Origin of the sequence: Globicatella sanguinis (assembly GCF_002847845.2) — a bacterium.
Taxonomy (GTDB): domain Bacteria; phylum Bacillota; class Bacilli; order Lactobacillales; family Aerococcaceae; genus Globicatella; species Globicatella sanguinis.
Map to the genome: position 1 here is coordinate 353,230 of NZ_CP126962.1, position 18,677 is coordinate 371,906.

The following is an 18,677-nucleotide window of genomic DNA, read 5'->3' on the forward strand; positions in this document are numbered from 1 at the left end:
GCTCCCCCTATTTTGTAATAGTCCCTAATAGATCACGAAATACCGTATCTGCTAAAAACAATCCCCGATTCGTTAAATAGACATGGTCATCGGCAATATTTAATAAGCCATTGTGTTGTTGTTCTACAAAAAAATCACCAAACAATTCGGTCGCATTTTGATTAAAACGCTCCGTAAATTCACTTAAATAGAAACCTCGTGTCGTTCTTAAAGCTAAAAATAAAAATTCTTCCATCTGATCAGACTCTGTTAATGGCAATCTATTCACAACCGGTTTTTGATTCGCTTCGGTAGCTTTTAAATAATGATGAACGGGGCCATTATTATAGTATCGAACATTATCAATAAAACCATGTGCTCCTGCGCCAAAACCATAATATGGCGTATAATGCCAATATTTTAAATTATGACGTGACTCGAATCCAGGTCGTGCAAAGTTACTCACTTCATATTGCTCAATACCGTTCTCTTGTAAACGGCGAATGGCTAACTCAAACATATCGGCATCTACATCTTCAGTGGGCAATGGTAGTTTGCCTTCTCTTTGTAATTGTTGAAAAACCGTTTGATTTTCAATGATCAAAGAATAGAGTGAATAATGTGGTAAGTCTAATGATAAGGCTTTAGTTAAACTATCATCAAAATCGGCTAATGTTTGTCCCGGTAGTCTAAATATCAAATCAATACTTAAATTCGTTAGTCCAGCTTCTCTTAACCATTCAATACATTGATAAACATGACGTTCACGATGATTACGACCAATTTTTCGCAATAACAAATCGTTAAAACTCTGTACCCCCATACTCACGCGATTAACACCAAAACACTTCAATAATTGACATTTTTCTGGAGTTAATTCACCAGGATTAATTTCAAATGTATACTCCGTTTGATCATCATAGGGTAATATTTGTTGGATGTTCTCCAATAATTGCGTCAATTCTTCAATATTTAAGCAACTTGGTGTGCCACCACCTACATAAATCGTATCAAATGGTTTGGTAGACTTTACTTCATCCATATATAATCGCATTTCATTGGCTAAGCCCGCTAAATAACAACCTACTGGTTGTCCATCATAGAAATATTTATTAAAGGCACAATAATGACAAATTTTCTTACAAAATGGAATATGGATATAAACAGCATCCGCTCTATTCATCATCTTTCACCTTTTCATTAACAGATGTCGTTGACTGTTGTGCTAGCTGCTCAAAATACGTTTTTGTGTTCATTAAATCTTGGTCTAATTGATGAATGAGACCTTCAATGCCATCAAATTTCATTTCACCACGCAAATAATGATGCCATCTTACTTTTACAAAATGTCCGTAAATGTCTTGCTCAAAATCTAATATATAGACTTCACAGGTTTTTTGGCGATTCGCCTCAAACGTAATATTATAACCAATGGATGCCATGCCTTGATACCATTTTCCATCAACTTCAATCTCGCAGACATAGACCCCAACACCTGGTAATACCTCTTGCGGATTAATTTGCACATTAGCTGTAGGATAGCCAATTGTGCGTCCTCTTTTATCCCCGTGAACGACCTTTCCGCTAGTTTGATATAAATAACCAAGCTCTTCATTGGCGATTTCGATTTGATTTTTTACCAATAATTCCTTAATATTGGTAGTCCCAACTTTTAAATTATTATTTTTTAATTCTGGAACTTCAATGACGTCAAAACGCCCTTTAGCATGTTCGGGCAATGTTTTCATATTGGCAAGCTCTTGTTTACCATAGGTATAATCAAAACCGGCTACCACCGTAACCGCTCCGAGATCGACAATGTAACGATCTACAAACTCTTGAGGACTTTGCGTACCGAATTCTATTGTATAGTCTATTAAATACAATACATCTACCTCTAATGCACGCAATAGCTCAACTTTACGATCTAATAAAGTCAAATAAGTGACATCATCTGGGTTTAATTGACGGTAAATAATTTTGGGATGCTGATTAAAAGTCATTACTGCTAAAGGCATCTGTTTTTCAATCGCAATTTTTTTCGCTGTATTAATAACCGCTTGGTGCCCTCGGTGTACACCGTCAAAGAAACCTAATGCTAAGACAATCGGCCCAGGAAAAATTTGTTCTTGATTATAGGGATGATGTAATTTTATTATATTCATTACGAAACCCTTCTTTCTAGTAATCTTATTCGTTCTCGACGAACATTCTTAATGGTTTTAATAAATTTGGTTTTAAGGGATGGGGTTGGTAAATGGCCCGAGCCAATCCTTGATAAAATAAGACGGTTGGTTCCGACACTAATGAATTAAAATAATCATGTGGTAATAATTTCCCATGTTGAACATCCTGATATTGTGATTCTGTTAAGATGATGCTTGGAAATTCAGTCAGCGCTGATTCAATCGGGCAAATTGCCTCGTTAATGGTTCCTTGTTCAACTGCTACTTGAACTTGATCAAGCGTTAACGCTTGCTGTTGATTGAAACCACCCGTTGCATTGCGTGTTAGTCGCGACATGTGGCTGGCAAATCCTAATTTCTCTCCTAAATCAACGGCTAAAGTACGAACATAAGTGCCTTTGCCACAAACAACATGAAAATCCCAAGTTTGGGTTTGTTGACTTTCATTATAAACAGGCTCACTGGTGCGTTTAAAGGAATCAATTTGTACTTGTCTTACCGGACGCTCCACCTTTTCCCCAGCTCGTGCATATTCATACAGTTTGCGACCATTGACTTTCACCGCTGAATAATACGGTGGAACCTGATTGATAACCCCTTCCATTTCAGCCATTTTGTGATCAATTAACTCGGTAGTGACGGGAGTTAACACAGGGGTGGTCGACACTTTTTCTCCACTAGCGTCTTCCGTTTCAGTCGAATATCCTAAAGTAATCGAACCTTGATATTCTTTTTGTCCATCCATTAATAATTCAACCAATTTGGTTCCTTCGCCTAAGCAGACTAGTAAAACTCCGTCTACATCTGGGTCGAGTGTCCCAGTATGGCCGATTTTTTTCATTTTTAATATTTTGCGCAGACGAAAAACGACATCATGACTGGTCATGCCTTTTTCTTTCCAAATGGGTAATAAGCCTCTCATGTTGTGCCTCTCTCCTTTACATACAAAATTAATTATATCAGATATTGCTTTCATTTGTGAGTGATTAACTCATTTTTCATTATATATTTAATAAATACTTATAATGAGTTGTACTAAGCTTTCTCAACCAAGCCAAACTGCAAAACGATAGACGGCTGGGCAAAAACTATTTAAATTCTGTTCAGGCATATCTATGTAATTCAAAGTGCAGTGGTTGAGTGGCCTCAATCTGCGTCTTAATGAGGATAGGCATCAATTTGATAAAATCAATCAAGTGATTGCTCGATAATCGAGTAGGAGACTAATCATTAGTTGGTTAGTCGACCTCTCACACCACCGTACGTACGGTTCTCGTATACGGCGGTTCAATAATGTAAGTACACTTGCTCTGCCAATTGGGTCATATTCAAAAGACCCCATTGGTAGAGTTTTTCCGTTGGTATGGCTTGATGAACTTCCCAAGTACAGGACAATCGCCAATATTTCTTTCTTGAATAGGCGATACGTTTGGACTCATCGAGTGTTAGTCCTCTCTTCATGAGTTCTTTTATCTTCGTTCTTGGTCGTTTCCATCGTTTGAGTATGAGTTGTCTGATTCTGCGATGTAACCAGGATTCAATGGCTCGGATAGTGCCTTTAATATAGCCTCTTCCGTGGTATTGTATCCACCCTCTGGCTACTTGGTTGATTTCCTTTACCAACATTTGAAAGGTTTTCGGTGTTTTTCGACTCGTGACTTGTCTAAGTTTCGCTTTGAATTGCTTCACTGCTTCTTTAGTCGGTCGGTATCGACAGCCTCCATTCGCTTTCATTATCAGACAACTCAAGAACTTTAAACGGTAAGGGCTACCTACTTTGCTTTTTTCTGTATTCACAACCAATTTCAATTCTTTTGATAGAAATCGGCTGATACTCTGTAGAATTCGTTCGCCTGCTCGCTTACTTTTCGTAAAGATGACAAAATCATCGGCATAGCGTACGAATCGGTGTCCCCGTTTCATTAGTTCTTTATCTAACTCATGTAAATAGATGTTACTGAGTAATGGCGACAGGACACCTCCTTGTGGGGCGCCTTTTTTCTGTCTTTTGGAAGTTTCCGTTTAGTTCAATGACTCCGGCTTGCAAGAATCGGTTAATCAATCTTAATATTGATTTATCGTCAATGTGTTGTTTCAGAAGATACATCAGCTTGTCATGGTTAATCGTATCAAAGTACTGTTTTAAATCGCAATCCACGACATATCGGTAGCCTTCTTCATAATACTTGGCACATTGTTTTCTTGCTTGATGAGCATTGCGATTTGGTCTAAACCCATAACTGTAAGGGCTAAAGGTCTTGTCGATTGACGGTTCAATAACCTGCTTAATCGCTTGTTGTATCACTCTATCCCTTACAACGGGTATGCCTAGTTTACGGACACCTCCATTCGGTTTAGGTATTTCAACCCGTTTTACTGGCTGAGGACGATAAGTGCCTTCGAATAATTTCTTACACAAAGGAACATAATAGTTGAAGATATGACTTTCTACTTCTTCAACGGTCATCCCATCCACACCCGGGCTTCCGCCATTTCTTCTGACTCTATCACATGCGCGTCTCAGGTTATTTCTTTCTACCACCCTCGACATTATCGGATAGTGACGCCATTGGTCCAAAGCTTCTCCTAGTGATTGACTCTGCGCAGATGCATACTCTTTCGATTCCGTCTTATCCCTTTGCATCTTGCCAAGCTTTTGCTTGTTTTCTGCCTTCTTCATCTTCACTACCTCTCTTTCTTTCCAATGTTCATTATTGTTCAGTCCTTCAGTTGGTAGACAACCTACTATGACCTCTGCTGACTTCTCATGATTCGTTGTTACTAAGATACGCTTATCTCTCATGAGACCTCCCCAGGTAAGGTGCGTTAACCTCCCTCCCATGTCACCGCTTGATTTATCCAACCATAATCCGTGCAGTATTGGGCTTTACTTTGTAATGCAAGCTCACCCTTATGGTTAGACCTTCTATCAAGTTTCTGTTCGTCGGCGCAGGAGTTTGCCTTAGGCTTCCTTCAGATTCCGCCTCACGACGACCTTAATTCTTAGTGCTTTAGCACTTAGAAATTAAGGATAGGGTACCGACACCCTTGCCCTTAGCTAACAGTTCCTACTGCAAAGCCTTGCTGAGACTGTTTGACTTTAGTCATTACAGTCTCACATGCGTTAGAAGTAGCGGACTTGAACCGCCAAGTTAACGCCCATGCTGGGCGCACATAAAAGCGCAGGGGTTGAGTGGTCTCAACCTGCGTCTTAATGAGGTGAGGTATCACTTTGAAAAAATCAATCAAGTGATTGCTCGATAATAATAGCGCAGGGGTTGAGTGGCATCAAACTGCGTCTTAATGGAGATAGGTATAAACCTTTTAAGATTCTATTCAGTTATCGGTTATAATTAAAAGCGCAGGAGTTGAGTGGTCTCAACCTGCGTCTTAATGACTTGTTTGAGACCTACTCATCTGTGCGGTGGTAGGCCAACTAAGCGAAAATTATTCAATTTTCTACTTCTTGCCCACTCCCATTTCACACCCTAAATAAATAAAAAAGACCCCATCAATATTTATCATCCTATTGATGGAGCCTATCGAAATAAAACTATTCCTCATCTAACATTTTTAAGCGAGCAGGATACATTCCGACAACTTTACCTAAAGTTTCTAAACCTTGAATAGCGGATCCGTTTGATAAGCGGTCGGTTAAAGCAATATCCATCGCCTTAATTTCGTGTGTTTTACCAGTGTCACCTAAGATAACGACTGGAATATTGCCTTTTTGTAAAGCTAAAACTTGAATAAAGCGATGTGGATTCGTTTTTAATTCTTTTAATAATAAATGTCCCCGACTTGAGCGATTATTCACTTGCGAGATAACCTCTACGTCAAAGCGTTTAATATTTCCTCTTTGAGTTAATGCTAATAATTGTGGACGTTCCACCGCTTTATCAATTAATAATGAAGCGACTACTTGATCGTCATCCTTCAAGTTAATCGCCACTACACCTTGCGCTTTGGTTCCGCTAATCGCCACTTCTGACAATTCATAACGGACACCATAACTTTTCTCAGTAATCACAACCACTTGATAATCGTGATCCACTTTTGCTAGGTGGACTGACACCAATTCATCTTCTTTATCTTGTAATTTCATCGCCATCATCGTCTTAGTTTTATAGCTACGATAAGTTGTAAATTGTGATAAAGTTGTTTGCTTAATTTTGCCATTACGGGAAGTCAATACCAATGTTGGATTAGCTTCAGGTTTTAATTTATCTGGTTCCATTACCGATTTAAAAGCGGCAATTAACTGCTCTCCATCTTCTAAATGATAATTGGTTGAAATATGCATTCCCATATCTTTCCAACGAATATCTGGTAATTCATGAACTGGTAAATGAATATAGTTTCCTTTATTCGTAATTAACACAATCGCGTCATGCGTACTCATCTCTTTTACAAAGATTGGATAATCCAAATCACGACTTCCTAAGTCAGTCGTGTCGGAAGCGCTAAATGAGCGGACACTGGTGCGTTTGATATAGCCTTCATTCGTTACCGATACATAAACCTGTTCTTCGGGAATCATAATACTCGTTTCGACAATAATTTCTTCAACTTTATCTTGAACAATGGTTGTTCTTGGTGATGCAAAACTTTTTTTAATGTCTTTTAATTCATTGGCCAATACTTTTTTCAAGATATCTTCATTATTTAAAATATTTTGATACATCATGATTCGCTCATTTAATTCAAGCTTTTCATTTTGTAATGCCTCGATATCCGTATTGGTTAAACGATATAATTGTAAGTTAACGATTGATTCAGATTGAACTTCTGAAAAATCAAATTCACGCTCTAAGTTGCGCTTAGCATCTGCTTTATTATCCGAGTTTCGAATAACGGCAATCACTTCGTCTAAAATGGACACAACCCGAATCAAACCTTCTACAATATGTAGTCGTTTTTTATCGGTTGCTAACATATGCTTGGTACGCTTCGTAATCACCTCTTTTTGATGATCAATATATGCTTCCAACATTTGCATTAAGCCTACCACTTCCGGACGGCGATTATGGATAGCGACCATATTAAAGTGATAATTAACTTGTAATTCAGTATTTTTTAATAAATATTGTAAGATGCCTTCAGCATTCACTTCACGTTTTAATTCAATGACCACGCGCACACCATTTCGGTCACTTTCATCACGAACTTCCGATATCCCTTCAATTTTCTTCTGAATACGAATATCATCTAAACGTTGAATTAATTTGGCTTTATTAACATCAAATGGTAATTCCGTCACCACAATTTGTTGCTTATTACCTTTTAAGTCTTCTATTTCAGTTAAAGAACGTACGACAATTTTTCCTTGACCCGTTTCATACGCTTTACGAATTTGGTCTGCCCCTTGAATAATCGCACCAGTCGGAAAATCAGGTGCAGGAATTAATTTTATAATATCGTCTAAACGATAACGCTTATGGGTTAGCATATAGATAACCGCATCAATTACTTCTCCTAAATTATGAGGTGGTATCTCAGTAGCATAACCAGCAGAAATACCGGTGGCACCATTGACTAATAAATTTGGAAAACGAGCAGGTAAAACAGTTGGCTCTTCTAATGTATCGTCAAAGTTTAGCAGATACTCAACCGTCTCATGTTGAATATCACGTAATAACTCATCGGCAATGGGTGATAAACGCGCTTCTGTATAACGCATAGCCGCTGCTGGGTCGCCATCCATACTCCCGTTATTACCATGCATATCGATTAAAGTTTCACGCAATTTCCAATCTTGACTCATGCGGACCATCGCTTCATAAACAGAAAAATCCCCATGAGGATGATAATTACCAATTACATTCCCTACTGTCTTAGCAGACTTACGGTATGGATTACTAGCGGTATTGCGGTCCATGTACATTGCAAATAAAATACGGCGTTGTACCGGTTTTAATCCATCACGAATATCAGGTAAAGCACGGTCTTGGATGATGTATTTAGAATAACGTCCAAAACGATCTCCAATGACACTGGCAAAATTTAATTCTTGAATATTTTCTTTTACCATGTTTTACCTCCTAAAATAATTCTAACTGGCCATTTTCATCATCTTCATTATCCAATGGCTTATTGTTCTCTTTTTTTACTGTCTTTGCTTTTGATTTTGATTGAGCCGATTTTTTATTTGTTGTTTTGGCCGGTGGACGGTTGGCCATTGATTGCGCTTTGCTTTTACTATTAGTAGTATTTTTGGTGCCTTTTGAATTCTGTTCGGTCACGTCTACTACATAATGGTCAGAACTACCATTATCAAGTTCTTCTAAATCCAGAGCTTCTTCCAATGTGTCTATTTCGTCATCTTTCAATCCATGTGCTTCTTTAATTAACTCTTCTGTTGCTTGGTCAGTAGACTGACTAGTCCCTTGATTTTCTTTTAATAAAGTATCTTCTTCATCCATCGTGAATTGAACATTACTTTCAATCCATTTACGACGCGGTTCAACTTTCGCACCCATTAAGGTCGTCACACGGCGTTCAACCTGCGCCGCATCATCAATCGTCACACGTATTAAAATTCGAGAATCTGGGTTCATCGTTGTTTCCCATAATTGGTCTGCATTCATTTCCCCTAAACCTTTATAACGTTGTAAAATATAGCCTCGCCCAATCTTCTTAATCGCTGATTGTAACTCCTCATCGGTCCAAGCATATTCTACTTGTTGTTTCTTACCAGAACCTTTTGAAACTTTATATAATGGTGGCATTGCCAAATAAACTTTTCCAGCTTCAAGTAGTGGTTTCATATAACGATAAAAGAAAGTCAAGAGTAAGACCTGAATATGAGCCCCATCGGTATCCGCATCGGTCATAATAATAATTTTGTCATAATTACAGGAATTAATATCAAAATCAGTTCCTACTCCTGCCCCGATAGTATAAATCATCGTATTGATTTCTTCGTTTTTCATAATGTCTTGCATTGACGCTTTTTCAGTATTAATTACTTTACCACGTAATGGCAAAATAGCTTGATAACGACGGTCACGACCTAATTTTGCGGACCCACCCGCTGAATCACCCTCGACTAGGTATAATTCATTTTTACTCGCATCTTTTGACTGGGCTTTGGTTAGCTTACCAGAAATCAATTTTTCTTGTGCCGATTTCTTCGTCCCACTACGAGCGGCTTCTCTAGCTTTACGCGCTAATTCGCGAGTTTCACGAGCACGAATCGCCTTGCGTAAGATCATTTGGCTAAAATTCCCATTTTCATTTAAGAAACTTGAAAGACGTTCATACATTAAATTCTCTACTAAAGGACGAGCTTTGGGTGTACCCAATTTTTCTTTAGTTTGCCCTTCGAATTGTAAGTATTGTTCTGGAATACGAACAGACACCACCGCGGTCAAACCTTCGCGAACATCACTACCTTCTAAGTTTTTATCTTTTTCCTTAATTAGACCTACTTTACGACCGTAATCATTAAATGCTTTGGTAATCCCGGTTTTCATACCGACTTCATGCGTTCCTCCAGAAGCAGTCCGAACATTATTAGCAAATGATAAAATTGTTTCGGAGTATCCGTCATTGTATTGCATTGAAAAATCAACTTCAAATTCTTCCACTGCCGCTGAAAAACTGAACGCATCTCCCAATACATCTTTTTCTTCATTTAAATATTGAATAAAATCTTCTAATCCTTTTTCATAATGAAAAATTTCTTGGTAGTCATGGCGTTCATCTACTAGTTCAATCGCTAACCCCTTTAATAAAAAGGCAGATTCTCTTAATCGTTCAGCAATCACTTCGGAATTAATATGAGCACTACCAAAAATACTTTTATCTGGCATAAAATGCACGGTAGTACCATGAGCCGTTTTACTTGAAGCTTTTGATTTAACTAATTTTGAAGCAGGTTTCCCTCCATTTTCAAATCGCATTCGATAAAGATTGCCATCACGTTCAACAGTCACTTCTAACCAGGAAGACAATGCATTAACCACACTTGCACCAACACCATGAAGTCCTCCGGAAGATTTATAGCCCCCTTGACCAAACTTACCACCCGCATGGAGGACAGTTAAGATAACTTGAATGGTCGGTACCCCACTTGCATGCTGACCAACTGGCATCCCGCGGCCATTATCTTGTACTCGAACACTACCATCTGCTTTAATTTCTACTTTAATATAATCAGCAAAACCAGATAAAGCTTCGTCGACTGAATTATCAACAATCTCATAAATTAAATGATGTAATCCTCTTTGGTCTGTCGAACCGATATACATCCCTGGTCTTTTTCTTACTGCGTCCAAACCTTCCAATATTTGAATCGCGTCATCATTATATTGAATTGGTGTCGTCTTAGTTTCTGACATTTAATCACCTCTAAAATTTTCTTATATTCAACTCTTCTATAATAGCAAATAACTTTACTGCTTTTCAAATATTACTTGAAATTTGTAATTTAAGCAAATACAACTTACATTGAAGTGGGCCAGAAGTAGAAAATTGAATGATTTTCGATTCGCCTGCCCGCCCCAGCACAGTTGGGAGTAGGCCAGAAGTAGAAAATTGAATGATTTTCGATTCGCCTGCCCGCCCCAGCACAGTTGGGAGTAGACCTAAAGTAGAAAATAGAATAACTTTCGCTTCGTCGGCCTAACCCTGCACAGGTTGAGGCCACTCAACCACTGCGCTGTAAAATAAGTAAAATAAATACATAAATAAATGGAACCAAACAAATTTATAAAGTTTATTACACAACCACATATATGGCTGTTTAAATAATCATAAATGCATTATAAACTTACAGCTGTCTTAATTATGATACGTTAAGCATTGTTGTTTCACTTTATTTAATGTAAAATAGTAGCGTATATCCAAAGATGGAGGTTTATTATGCAATTTATATTTTTATTTATTTGTTATTTATTAGGATCAATTCCAACTGGTGTTTGGTACTCAAAAATTAAACACCAGATTGATGTGCGTGAATTGGGTAGTGGTAATAGTGGCGCCACCAATATTGGACGTAATTTTGGATTTAAAGCTGCTATTTTTGTAACGGTCATTGATGTTCTAAAAGGACTGGTGGCGATGATACTTGCACATTACTTTTATCCTAATACTGATTGGGTAATAATGGGAGCCGGTATAGCCGCTATTTTAGGTCATGCTTATCCTATTTTTGCCAATTTTCGTGGTGGAAAAGTGGTCGCCACTTCTTTTGCAGTATTAGCTGGTTATAATTTTTTCATTGGTTTAAGCTTTGTATTATTGTTATTTTTATTAATCTATTTAACGAGCACTATTAGTTTAGCCGCCTTAACGAGTTTTTCATTAGCAGCCTTATATGTTTTAATTACCCAACCGTTAATATTTGGTCTTGGCTTTATCGCAATCGCCGCCTTTATGATTTATCGTCATCGTACTAATGTGGTCCGTCTTATGAAAGGTGAAGAAAGTCGCATCAATTTCGGTCTTAGAAAACCAACAAATAATAACTAATATCACCTATTTTAATGTTATCAAATATTTATTTAATAATATTTACTTGCCATCCGTTTTTATGCGGATGGCTTGCTTGTTTTCTAGGGATAGCTTGGGCAAAAAAGTTCGGTTATGTTGTCTTTGCAGCTTGTGCTTATGCTCATGAGTAAAATCATACAGTAACGCCTACTTGTATCTTTCCATGAAATTCACCTATTCTTAAGTGTGATTTCAGGGAGTGGGCAAGAAGTAGAAAATTAAATAATTTTCGCTTCGTCTGCCCACCCCCGTACAGTTGGGAGTAGACCAGAAGTAGAAAATCGAATGATTTTCGCTTCGTCGGCCTACCCCCGCACAGTTGAGTAGGTATCAAACAAGTCATTAAGACGCAGTTTGATGCCACTCAACCACTGCGCTATTATTATCGAGCAATCACTTTATTGATTTTATCAAATTTATACCAAACCTCATTAAGACGCAGTTTGATACCACTCAATCATTGCGCTAATAATTAATGAACAATAATCTTAACTAAATTTATTAAGTTTATGCCCAGCCTCTTTGCAAACTTCTTATTATACATACTTCAAATAGCTTTGTTTAGTAATAGAGATTGGGCAAAAAAAGGAAAAATTTTTGCCGCTTGTCCATATTCATTTTCCTCACTAAATATTTAGTAGGTCCACACAATTAATAACCTTTTTCTTGTGGGTCCATACTAAAAGTTGTAGCGTCCTTTTACTAATAATTGGCCAATCAAGCGATGCTACACTTGGCCAGTTTTCTTTACCAATAAAAAAACAACGGAATAGCCGATTGGCTATTCCGATACTAAATGACTAGATATTATCTCCCATAAAAACTAGTCCACAATTGAAGTTAACACGAAGAGGAAGCGAATTATTTTGTGCTTCGTGTTAATAAGAGTTCTTTGTGCTCTGCATCAGCACAAAGCTCTTATTATTATCTATCAACTAAATTATTTTAAACGACCTGGGCGTTCTTTATATCCATAGTAAGCATCTTCGATGATTTCTTTCATATCGCTTACTAATGCTAAACGTGGGTTTACAGGTGTACATTGATCTTCATAAGCAAGATAAGCAATTTCTTCTGCACGTGCCATGTATTCTTTTTCGTCAACACCTTGAGCTTTAATACTCATTTCGATACCACAACGTTCACCTAAGTCATAAACTGCTTGAGCTAAGCTAGCAACTGCTTCTTCTGGTGTATCAGCTTTAAGTCCTAATAAGCGTGCAATATCTTGGTAACGAACATCTGCTTTATAGTAGTTATATTTTGGCCAGTTACCTTGTTTTGCAGGACGAGTACCATTGTAACGAATAACATATGGTAATAGAATCGCATTTGTACGGCCATGGACAGTATGGAAGAATCCACCAATCTTATGAGCCATTGAGTGAGAAATTCCTAAGAATGCATTCGCAAATGCCATACCAGCCATTGTTGAAGCATTATGCATTTTCTCGCGAGATTCAAAGTCTGCTTCTTTAACAGAACGTTCTAAGTATTCAAATACAATCTTAATCGCTTGTAACGCTAAACCATCAGTATAATCATTCGCCATTAATGATGTATAAGCTTCAATCGCATGCGTTAACACGTCCATACCAGTATCTGCTGTTACAAAATCTGGCACTGTCATTACTAATGCAGGGTCAATAATTGCAATAGTTGGTGTTAATGAGTAGTCTGCTAATGGGTACTTCATATTATTTTTCTTGTCTGAAATAACCGCAAATGGTGTCACTTCTGAACCCGTACCAGATGTTGTTGGGATACCAACGTATTTTGCTTTTTCACCCAATTCAGGGAATTTGAAAGCACGCTTACGAATATCCATGAATTTTTGTACTAAGTCACGGAAGTCGATTTCTGGTTGCTCATAGAACATCCACATTACTTTAGCAGCATCCATTACAGAACCCCCACCTAAAGCAATAATTGTATCAGGTTCAAAGCTCTTCATTTGATCAGCACCACGACGAACAGTTGAAATATCTGGATCTGGTTCTACGTTAGAGAATACTTGATAAACCACTTTATTACGACGTAAATGTAATTGTTCGATAATCTTATGTAAGAATCCTAATTTAACCATCATTTCATCAGTTACAATAAATACTTTTTCAACATCACGCATTTTTTGTAAATATTGGATTGAATCACGTTCGAAATAGATTTTTGAAGGAACTTTAAACCATTGCATATTATTTCTACGTCTCCCCACTTTTTTGATATTAAGTAAATTGATTGCGCTAACGTTATCACCAACTGAGTTGGCACCATAAGAACCACATCCTAAAGTTAATGAAGGAATGAAGGCATTATAAACGTCCCCAATACCACCAAAAGTTGAAGGTGAGTTCCAAATAACACGAATTGCTTTAACTTGACGTCCAAATTCTTTTACTAAATCTTCATCATTAGTATGGATAGCAGCTGAGTGTCCTAAACCATTGAACTCAACCATTTGACAAGCTTTCTTCAATCCATCTGCTTGATCTTCTGATTTTAGAATAGCAATCACTGGTGATAATTTTTCACGTGTTAAAGGTTCATTCGGCCCTACTTCTGAAACTTCTGCTGCTAAAATATTTGTTCCTTCTGGAACAGTAAATCCAGCTTGTTCTGCAATCCAAGTAGCAGGTTTACCAACGATATCAGCATTTAATTTAGCATCAGCACAGTTTTTACTATTTGCTTTTGCTCCGAAACAGAATTCTTCTAATTTAGCTTTTTCATCTTTATTAACGAAGTAAGTATGATAAGACTTCATTTCGTCACAGAATTCATCGTAAATTTCTTTATCAATAATGGCTGCTTGTTCAGAAGCACAAACCATTCCATTATCAAATGATTTACTCATCACAATATCATAAGCGGCTTGTTTAACATTAGCTGTTTTTTCAACATAAGCTGGTACGTTACCTGCACCTACCCCTAATGCTGGTTTACCACAAGAGTAAGCGGCTTTAACCATTGCGTTACCACCTGTTGCTAAGATAGTTGCAACGCTTGGATGATTCATTAAAGCAGAGGTTGCTTCCATTGAAGGTAAAGTAATCCATTGAATACAGTTTTCAGGAGCACCTGCTGCTACTGCTGCTTCGTAAACAATTTTCGCTGCATGTGCAGATGATTCTTGAGCTGCTGGGTGAAATGCAAAAACAATTGGGTTACGTGTTTTTAATGAGATTAATGATTTAAAGATTGCAGTTGAAGTTGGGTTAGTTGTAGGTGTAATTCCACAAACAACTCCGACTGGTTCAGCAACTAAAGTTAATCCTGTAACATCATCTTCTGAGATAATTCCAACTGTTTTAGTATGACGCATATTGTTAACAACGTGTTCGCAAGCAAATAAGTTTTTAGTTGCTTTATCTTCAAAGACACCACGTCCTGTTTCATCATAAGCGTGTTTTGCTAAAACACCATGTTGATCTAATGCAGCAACAGATGCTTTTGCGACAATATAATCAACTTGCTCTTGATCTAAAAGACGGAATTCTTCTAATGCCACCACTGCTTTTTTTACTAATCCATCGACATGCTCTTCAGCAATTTGCTGTTTGTTTTTTTCTACAACTTCTGCCATTTTTTAAATCCTCCTCAATAGGTGTTTCTTCTTTACAACTACATATTACATTTTTCACAATGTTATGTCAAGGATTTTGTGCAAAAAATCACATATTTTTTATAAAAATCTTTTCGATAGAAGCCGATGACGATAACAAAATAACGAAAACGCTATCAAATTTTTAGACGTTTTTTTCCTATTGTGAAGCGATTCGTGGTACTCTTATAAGGTGATTTCACAATGTTTTTCTTAAACTATTCCCTTTACTTACATAAAGTTTGTGCTCTTAATCACAATTAGATTGTGAAAAGTTTAGCCAATCGAGTAGGAGACTAATCATTAGTTGATTAGTCGTCCTCTCACACCACCGTACGTACGGTTCTCGTATACGGCGGTTCAATAATGTAAGTACACTTTCTCTGCCAATTGGGTCATATTCAAAAGACCCCATTGGTAGAGTTTTTCCGTTGGTATGGCTTGATGAACTTCCCAAGTACAGGACAATCGCCAATATTTCTTTCTTGAATAGGCGATACGTTTGGACTCATCGAGTGTTAGCCCTCTCTTCATGAGTTCTTTTATTTTCGTTCTTGGTCGTTTCCATCGTTTGAGTATTAGTTGTCTGATTCTGCGATGTAACCAGGATTCAATGGCTCGGATAGTGCCTTTAATATAGCCTCTTCCGTGGTATTGTATCCACCCTCTGGCTACTTGGTTGATTTCCTTTACCAACATTTGAAAGGTTTTCGGTGTTTTTCGACTCGTGACTTGTCTAAGTTTCGCTTTGAATTGCTTCACTGCTTCTTTAGTCGGTCGGTATCGACAGCCTCCATTCGCTTTCATTATCAGACAACTCAAGAACTTTAAACGGTAAGGACTACCTACTTTGCTTTTTTCTGTATTCACAACCAATTTCAATTCTTTTGATAGAAATCGGCTGATACTCTGTAGAATTCGTTCGCCTGCTCGCTTACTTTTCGTAAAGATGACAAAATCATCGGCATAGCGTACGAATCGGTGTCCCCGTTTCATTAGTTCTTTATCTAACTCATGTAAATAGATGTTACTGAGTAATGGCGACAGGACACCTCCTTGTGGGGCGCCTTTTTTCTGTCTTTTGGAAGTTTCCGTTTAGTTCAATGACTCCGGCTTGCAAGAATCGGTTAATCAATCTTAATATTGATTTATCGTCAATGGGTTGTTTCAGAAGATACATCAGCTTGTCATGGTTAATCGTATCAAAGTACTGTTTTAAATCGCAATCCACGACATATCGGTAGCCTTCTTCATAATACTTGGCACATTGTTTTCTTGCTTGATGAGCATTGCGATTTGGTCTAAACCCATAACTGTAAGGGCTAAAGGTCTTGTCGATTGACGGTTCAATAACCTGCTTAATCGCTTGTTGTATCACTCTATCCCTTACAACGGGTATGCCTAGTTTACGAACCCCTCCATTCGGTTTAGGTATTTCAACCCGTTTTACTGGCTGAAGACGGTAGGTGCCTTCGAATAATTTCTTACACAAAGGAACATAATAGTTGAAGATATGACTTTCTACTTCTTCAACGGTCATCCCATCCACACCCGGGCTTCCGCCATTTCTTCTGACTCTATCACATGCGCGTCTCAGGTTATTTCTTTCTACCACCCTCGACATTATCGGATAGTGACGCCATTGGTCCAAAGCTTCTCCTAGTGATTGACTCTGCGCAGATGCATACTCTTTCGATTCCGTCTTATCCCTTTGCATCTTGCCAAGCTTTTGCTTGTTTTCTGCCTTCTTCATCTTCACTACCTCTCTTTCTTTCCAATGTTCATTATTGTTCAGTCCTTCAGTTGGTAGACAACCTACTATGACCTCTGCTGACTTCTCATGATTCGTTGTTACTAAGATATGCTTATCTCTCATGAGACCTCCCCAGGTAAGGTGCGTTAACCTCCCTCCCATGTCACCGCTTGATTTATCCAACCATAATCCGTGCAGTATTGGGCTTTACTTTGTTCTGCAAGCTCACCCTTATGGTTAGACCTTCTATCAAGTTTCTATTCGTCGGTGCAGGAGTTTGCCTTAGGCTTCCTTCAGATTCCGCCTCACGACGACCTTAATTCTTAGTGCTTTAGCACTTAGAGATTAAGGATAGGGTACCGACACCCTTGCCCTTAGCTAACAGTTCCTACTGCAAAGCCTTGCTGAGACTGTTTGACTTTAGTCATTACAGTCTCACATGCGTTAGAAGTAGCGGACTTGAACCGCCAAGTTAACGCCCATGCTGGGCGCACAAAAAGACTGAACCAAAATAATACTTTCGGTTCAGTCTTATTTAAATGTCTATTTTTGTAACAAAAGAGTGGTCACTTATGATGTCATTTAGATTTGGATTTATTTTATTAATCCTTCTTACAAAAATATGGCTCCAAGACCTAATTCTTTAGTTTTAATTTCAACCTACTTATTGTTTATGCCATCTGTTAATTTTGAGTTTCCACATCTTCACCATGTAAGATAAAGTTACCTACTTCGATTTGTTGATCTGAAAAATTTTGAATCACACGCACATGATACTCTTCCGGGTTATGACTAATATTTTCGACATAAAATAAATATTCAATCGCATCATAATATTCTTTTTTATCTTGCAGTATTTTGATAATCCGTTTCAGCCCTTTTTCTGCTGGCTTAACTGGGCTACTCCAATTAATAATTTCAGTTGAGGTATAAATACCATCTGACAGTGGTGTAGTATCTACTACAGTTGTTACTTCTTCAGTAGTTTCAGCTATTATTATTTCTTCAGTGGTCGCCTCTAAGGTTGTTGAAATTTCCGCTAAGGTATCCTCAAGGGTTTGGGTAGTCATCTCGATAGTAGCTTCACTCGTAGAATGATCAGTTTCCACTTCCTCTTTATTATCACATCCAATAATAAATGTACAAAGGATTAAAAGTAGGAGAAGTTTTTTCATTTTACTTCTCTTCTATCATTTGAACGATTTCTTCTTCAGTCATTGAACTGTCACAACGAACTGCGACACCTGAAGCTTGTTTAACTAAAAATCCTGGTACAGTAGGAATGTTAAATTGTTCGCGGAATGATTGAATATCTTTGAAATCATATTCTTCACTTTCTGAATCAATTAAGTAAATTTTATATTGATACTCCTGTGCTACTTTATTTAATTTATTTACAAAGCGACGGCAGTATGGACAAGTTTTTCTTCCGATATAAATATTTGTCCCCTCTTGTTCTAATAATTCAATCCCTTTGACTGGTGAAATTTCCTCAAATACTTTAATTTGTTCTAAATAAGTTTCGATTTCATTCATTTTATCTACCTCCATAATATGAGTAAATTGTAACATAGTTATAAGGGAAATTCACTTAATGAGGACTGATTATTATATTGGAGTTAATATCAAGTATGACTACATATATAGGAAATAAGTTTAAATG

10 protein-coding genes and 3 pseudogenes are annotated in these 18,677 nt (G+C 37.5%); 1 reads left to right on the forward strand and 12 read right to left on the reverse strand.

Translation table 11 applies throughout. The features are described from left to right. Positions 1 to 7: 7 nt before the first annotated feature. The 7 genes and pseudogenes from hemW to parE form a co-directional block, all read right to left on the reverse strand. A complete protein-coding gene (gene hemW / locus CYJ72_RS01460; protein ID WP_284630222.1) occupies positions 8 to 1,165 on the reverse strand; it encodes a radical SAM family heme chaperone HemW in 1,158 nt (385 codons plus the stop codon). Continuing rightward, complete coding sequence (ribF, locus tag CYJ72_RS01465; protein ID WP_284630223.1) at positions 1,155 to 2,144, reverse strand: riboflavin biosynthesis protein RibF; 990 nt, start codon at positions 2,142 to 2,144, stop codon at positions 1,155 to 1,157. Before ribF ends, hemW begins: the two co-directional genes overlap by 11 nt. A 25-nt stretch (positions 2,145 to 2,169) precedes the next feature. Then, positions 2,170 to 3,087, reverse strand: a complete 918-nt coding sequence (gene truB, locus CYJ72_RS01470) for a tRNA pseudouridine(55) synthase TruB (protein ID WP_284630224.1) — start codon at positions 3,085 to 3,087, stop codon at positions 2,170 to 2,172. A gap of 365 nt (positions 3,088 to 3,452) precedes the next feature. Further along, positions 3,453 to 3,899, reverse strand: a complete 447-nt coding sequence (locus CYJ72_RS01475) for a group II intron maturase-specific domain-containing protein (protein WP_369599368.1) — start codon at positions 3,897 to 3,899, stop codon at positions 3,453 to 3,455. Between the two features lie 69 nt (positions 3,900 to 3,968). Then, positions 3,969 to 5,007: pseudogene (gene ltrA, locus CYJ72_RS01480) on the reverse strand (group II intron reverse transcriptase/maturase); the annotation flags it as partial. Positions 5,008 to 5,718: 711 nt separating this feature from the next. Continuing rightward, positions 5,719 to 8,196 (reverse strand): DNA topoisomerase IV subunit A, encoded by a 2,478-nt coding sequence (parC, locus tag CYJ72_RS01485; protein ID WP_284630226.1) that lies wholly within the window; start codon positions 8,194 to 8,196, stop codon positions 5,719 to 5,721. A 307-nt stretch (positions 8,197 to 8,503) separates the two neighbouring features. Further along, a pseudogene (parE, locus tag CYJ72_RS01490) lies at positions 8,504 to 10,507 on the reverse strand (DNA topoisomerase IV subunit B); the annotation flags it as partial. A 523-nt stretch (positions 10,508 to 11,030) separates the two neighbouring features. On the opposite strand from parE, the gene plsY reads away from it, so the two are divergent. Continuing rightward, entirely contained in the window at positions 11,031 to 11,639 is a 609-nt protein-coding gene (gene plsY, locus CYJ72_RS01495) for a glycerol-3-phosphate 1-O-acyltransferase PlsY (protein ID WP_066126802.1), read from the forward strand. 961 nt (positions 11,640 to 12,600) lie between these two features. Here the strand turns inward: plsY and adhE are convergent. The 5 genes and pseudogenes from adhE to CYJ72_RS01520 form a co-directional block, all read right to left on the reverse strand. After that, positions 12,601 to 15,243 carry a bifunctional acetaldehyde-CoA/alcohol dehydrogenase gene (gene adhE, locus CYJ72_RS01500; RefSeq protein ID WP_071409087.1) on the reverse strand — a complete coding sequence of 881 codons (2,643 nt, stop codon included), beginning with the start codon at positions 15,241 to 15,243 and terminating at the stop codon, positions 12,601 to 12,603. 378 nt (positions 15,244 to 15,621) lie between these two features. Then, positions 15,622 to 16,068 carry a group II intron maturase-specific domain-containing protein gene (locus CYJ72_RS01505; protein WP_369599369.1) on the reverse strand — a complete coding sequence of 149 codons (447 nt, stop codon included), beginning with the start codon at positions 16,066 to 16,068 and terminating at the stop codon, positions 15,622 to 15,624. A 69-nt stretch (positions 16,069 to 16,137) separates the two neighbouring features. Beyond that, positions 16,138 to 17,176: pseudogene (ltrA, locus tag CYJ72_RS01510) on the reverse strand (group II intron reverse transcriptase/maturase); the annotation flags it as partial. Positions 17,177 to 17,697: 521 nt separating this feature from the next. Then, entirely contained in the window at positions 17,698 to 18,189 is a 492-nt protein-coding gene (locus CYJ72_RS01515; protein WP_066124088.1) for a hypothetical protein, read from the reverse strand. Between the two features lies 1 nt (position 18,190). Beyond that, on the reverse strand, positions 18,191 to 18,550 hold the full coding sequence (locus CYJ72_RS01520) for a DUF6568 family protein (protein ID WP_066124086.1): 360 nt from the start codon (positions 18,548 to 18,550) through the stop codon (positions 18,191 to 18,193). Positions 18,551 to 18,677: the final 127 nt, after the last annotated feature.

Coding starts and splice junctions, on each gene's coding strand:
- adhE (WP_071409087.1), bottom strand. CDS start 15,243: ATGGCAGAAGTTGTAGAAAAAAACAAACAGCAAATTGCTGAAGAGCAT.
- CYJ72_RS01515 (WP_066124088.1), bottom strand. CDS start 18,189: ATGAAAAAACTTCTCCTACTTTTAATCCTTTGTACATTTATTATTGGA.
- hemW (WP_284630222.1), bottom strand. CDS start 1,165: ATGATGAATAGAGCGGATGCTGTTTATATCCATATTCCATTTTGTAAG.
- plsY (WP_066126802.1), top strand. CDS start 11,031: ATGCAATTTATATTTTTATTTATTTGTTATTTATTAGGATCAATTCCA.
- parC (WP_284630226.1), bottom strand. CDS start 8,196: ATGGTAAAAGAAAATATTCAAGAATTAAATTTTGCCAGTGTCATTGGA.
- CYJ72_RS01520 (WP_066124086.1), bottom strand. CDS start 18,550: ATGAATGAAATCGAAACTTATTTAGAACAAATTAAAGTATTTGAGGAA.
- truB (WP_284630224.1), bottom strand. CDS start 3,087: ATGAGAGGCTTATTACCCATTTGGAAAGAAAAAGGCATGACCAGTCAT.
- CYJ72_RS01475 (WP_369599368.1), bottom strand. CDS start 3,899: ATGAAAGCGAATGGAGGCTGTCGATACCGACCGACTAAAGAAGCAGTG.
- CYJ72_RS01505 (WP_369599369.1), bottom strand. CDS start 16,068: ATGAAAGCGAATGGAGGCTGTCGATACCGACCGACTAAAGAAGCAGTG.
- ribF (WP_284630223.1), bottom strand. CDS start 2,144: ATGAATATAATAAAATTACATCATCCCTATAATCAAGAACAAATTTTT.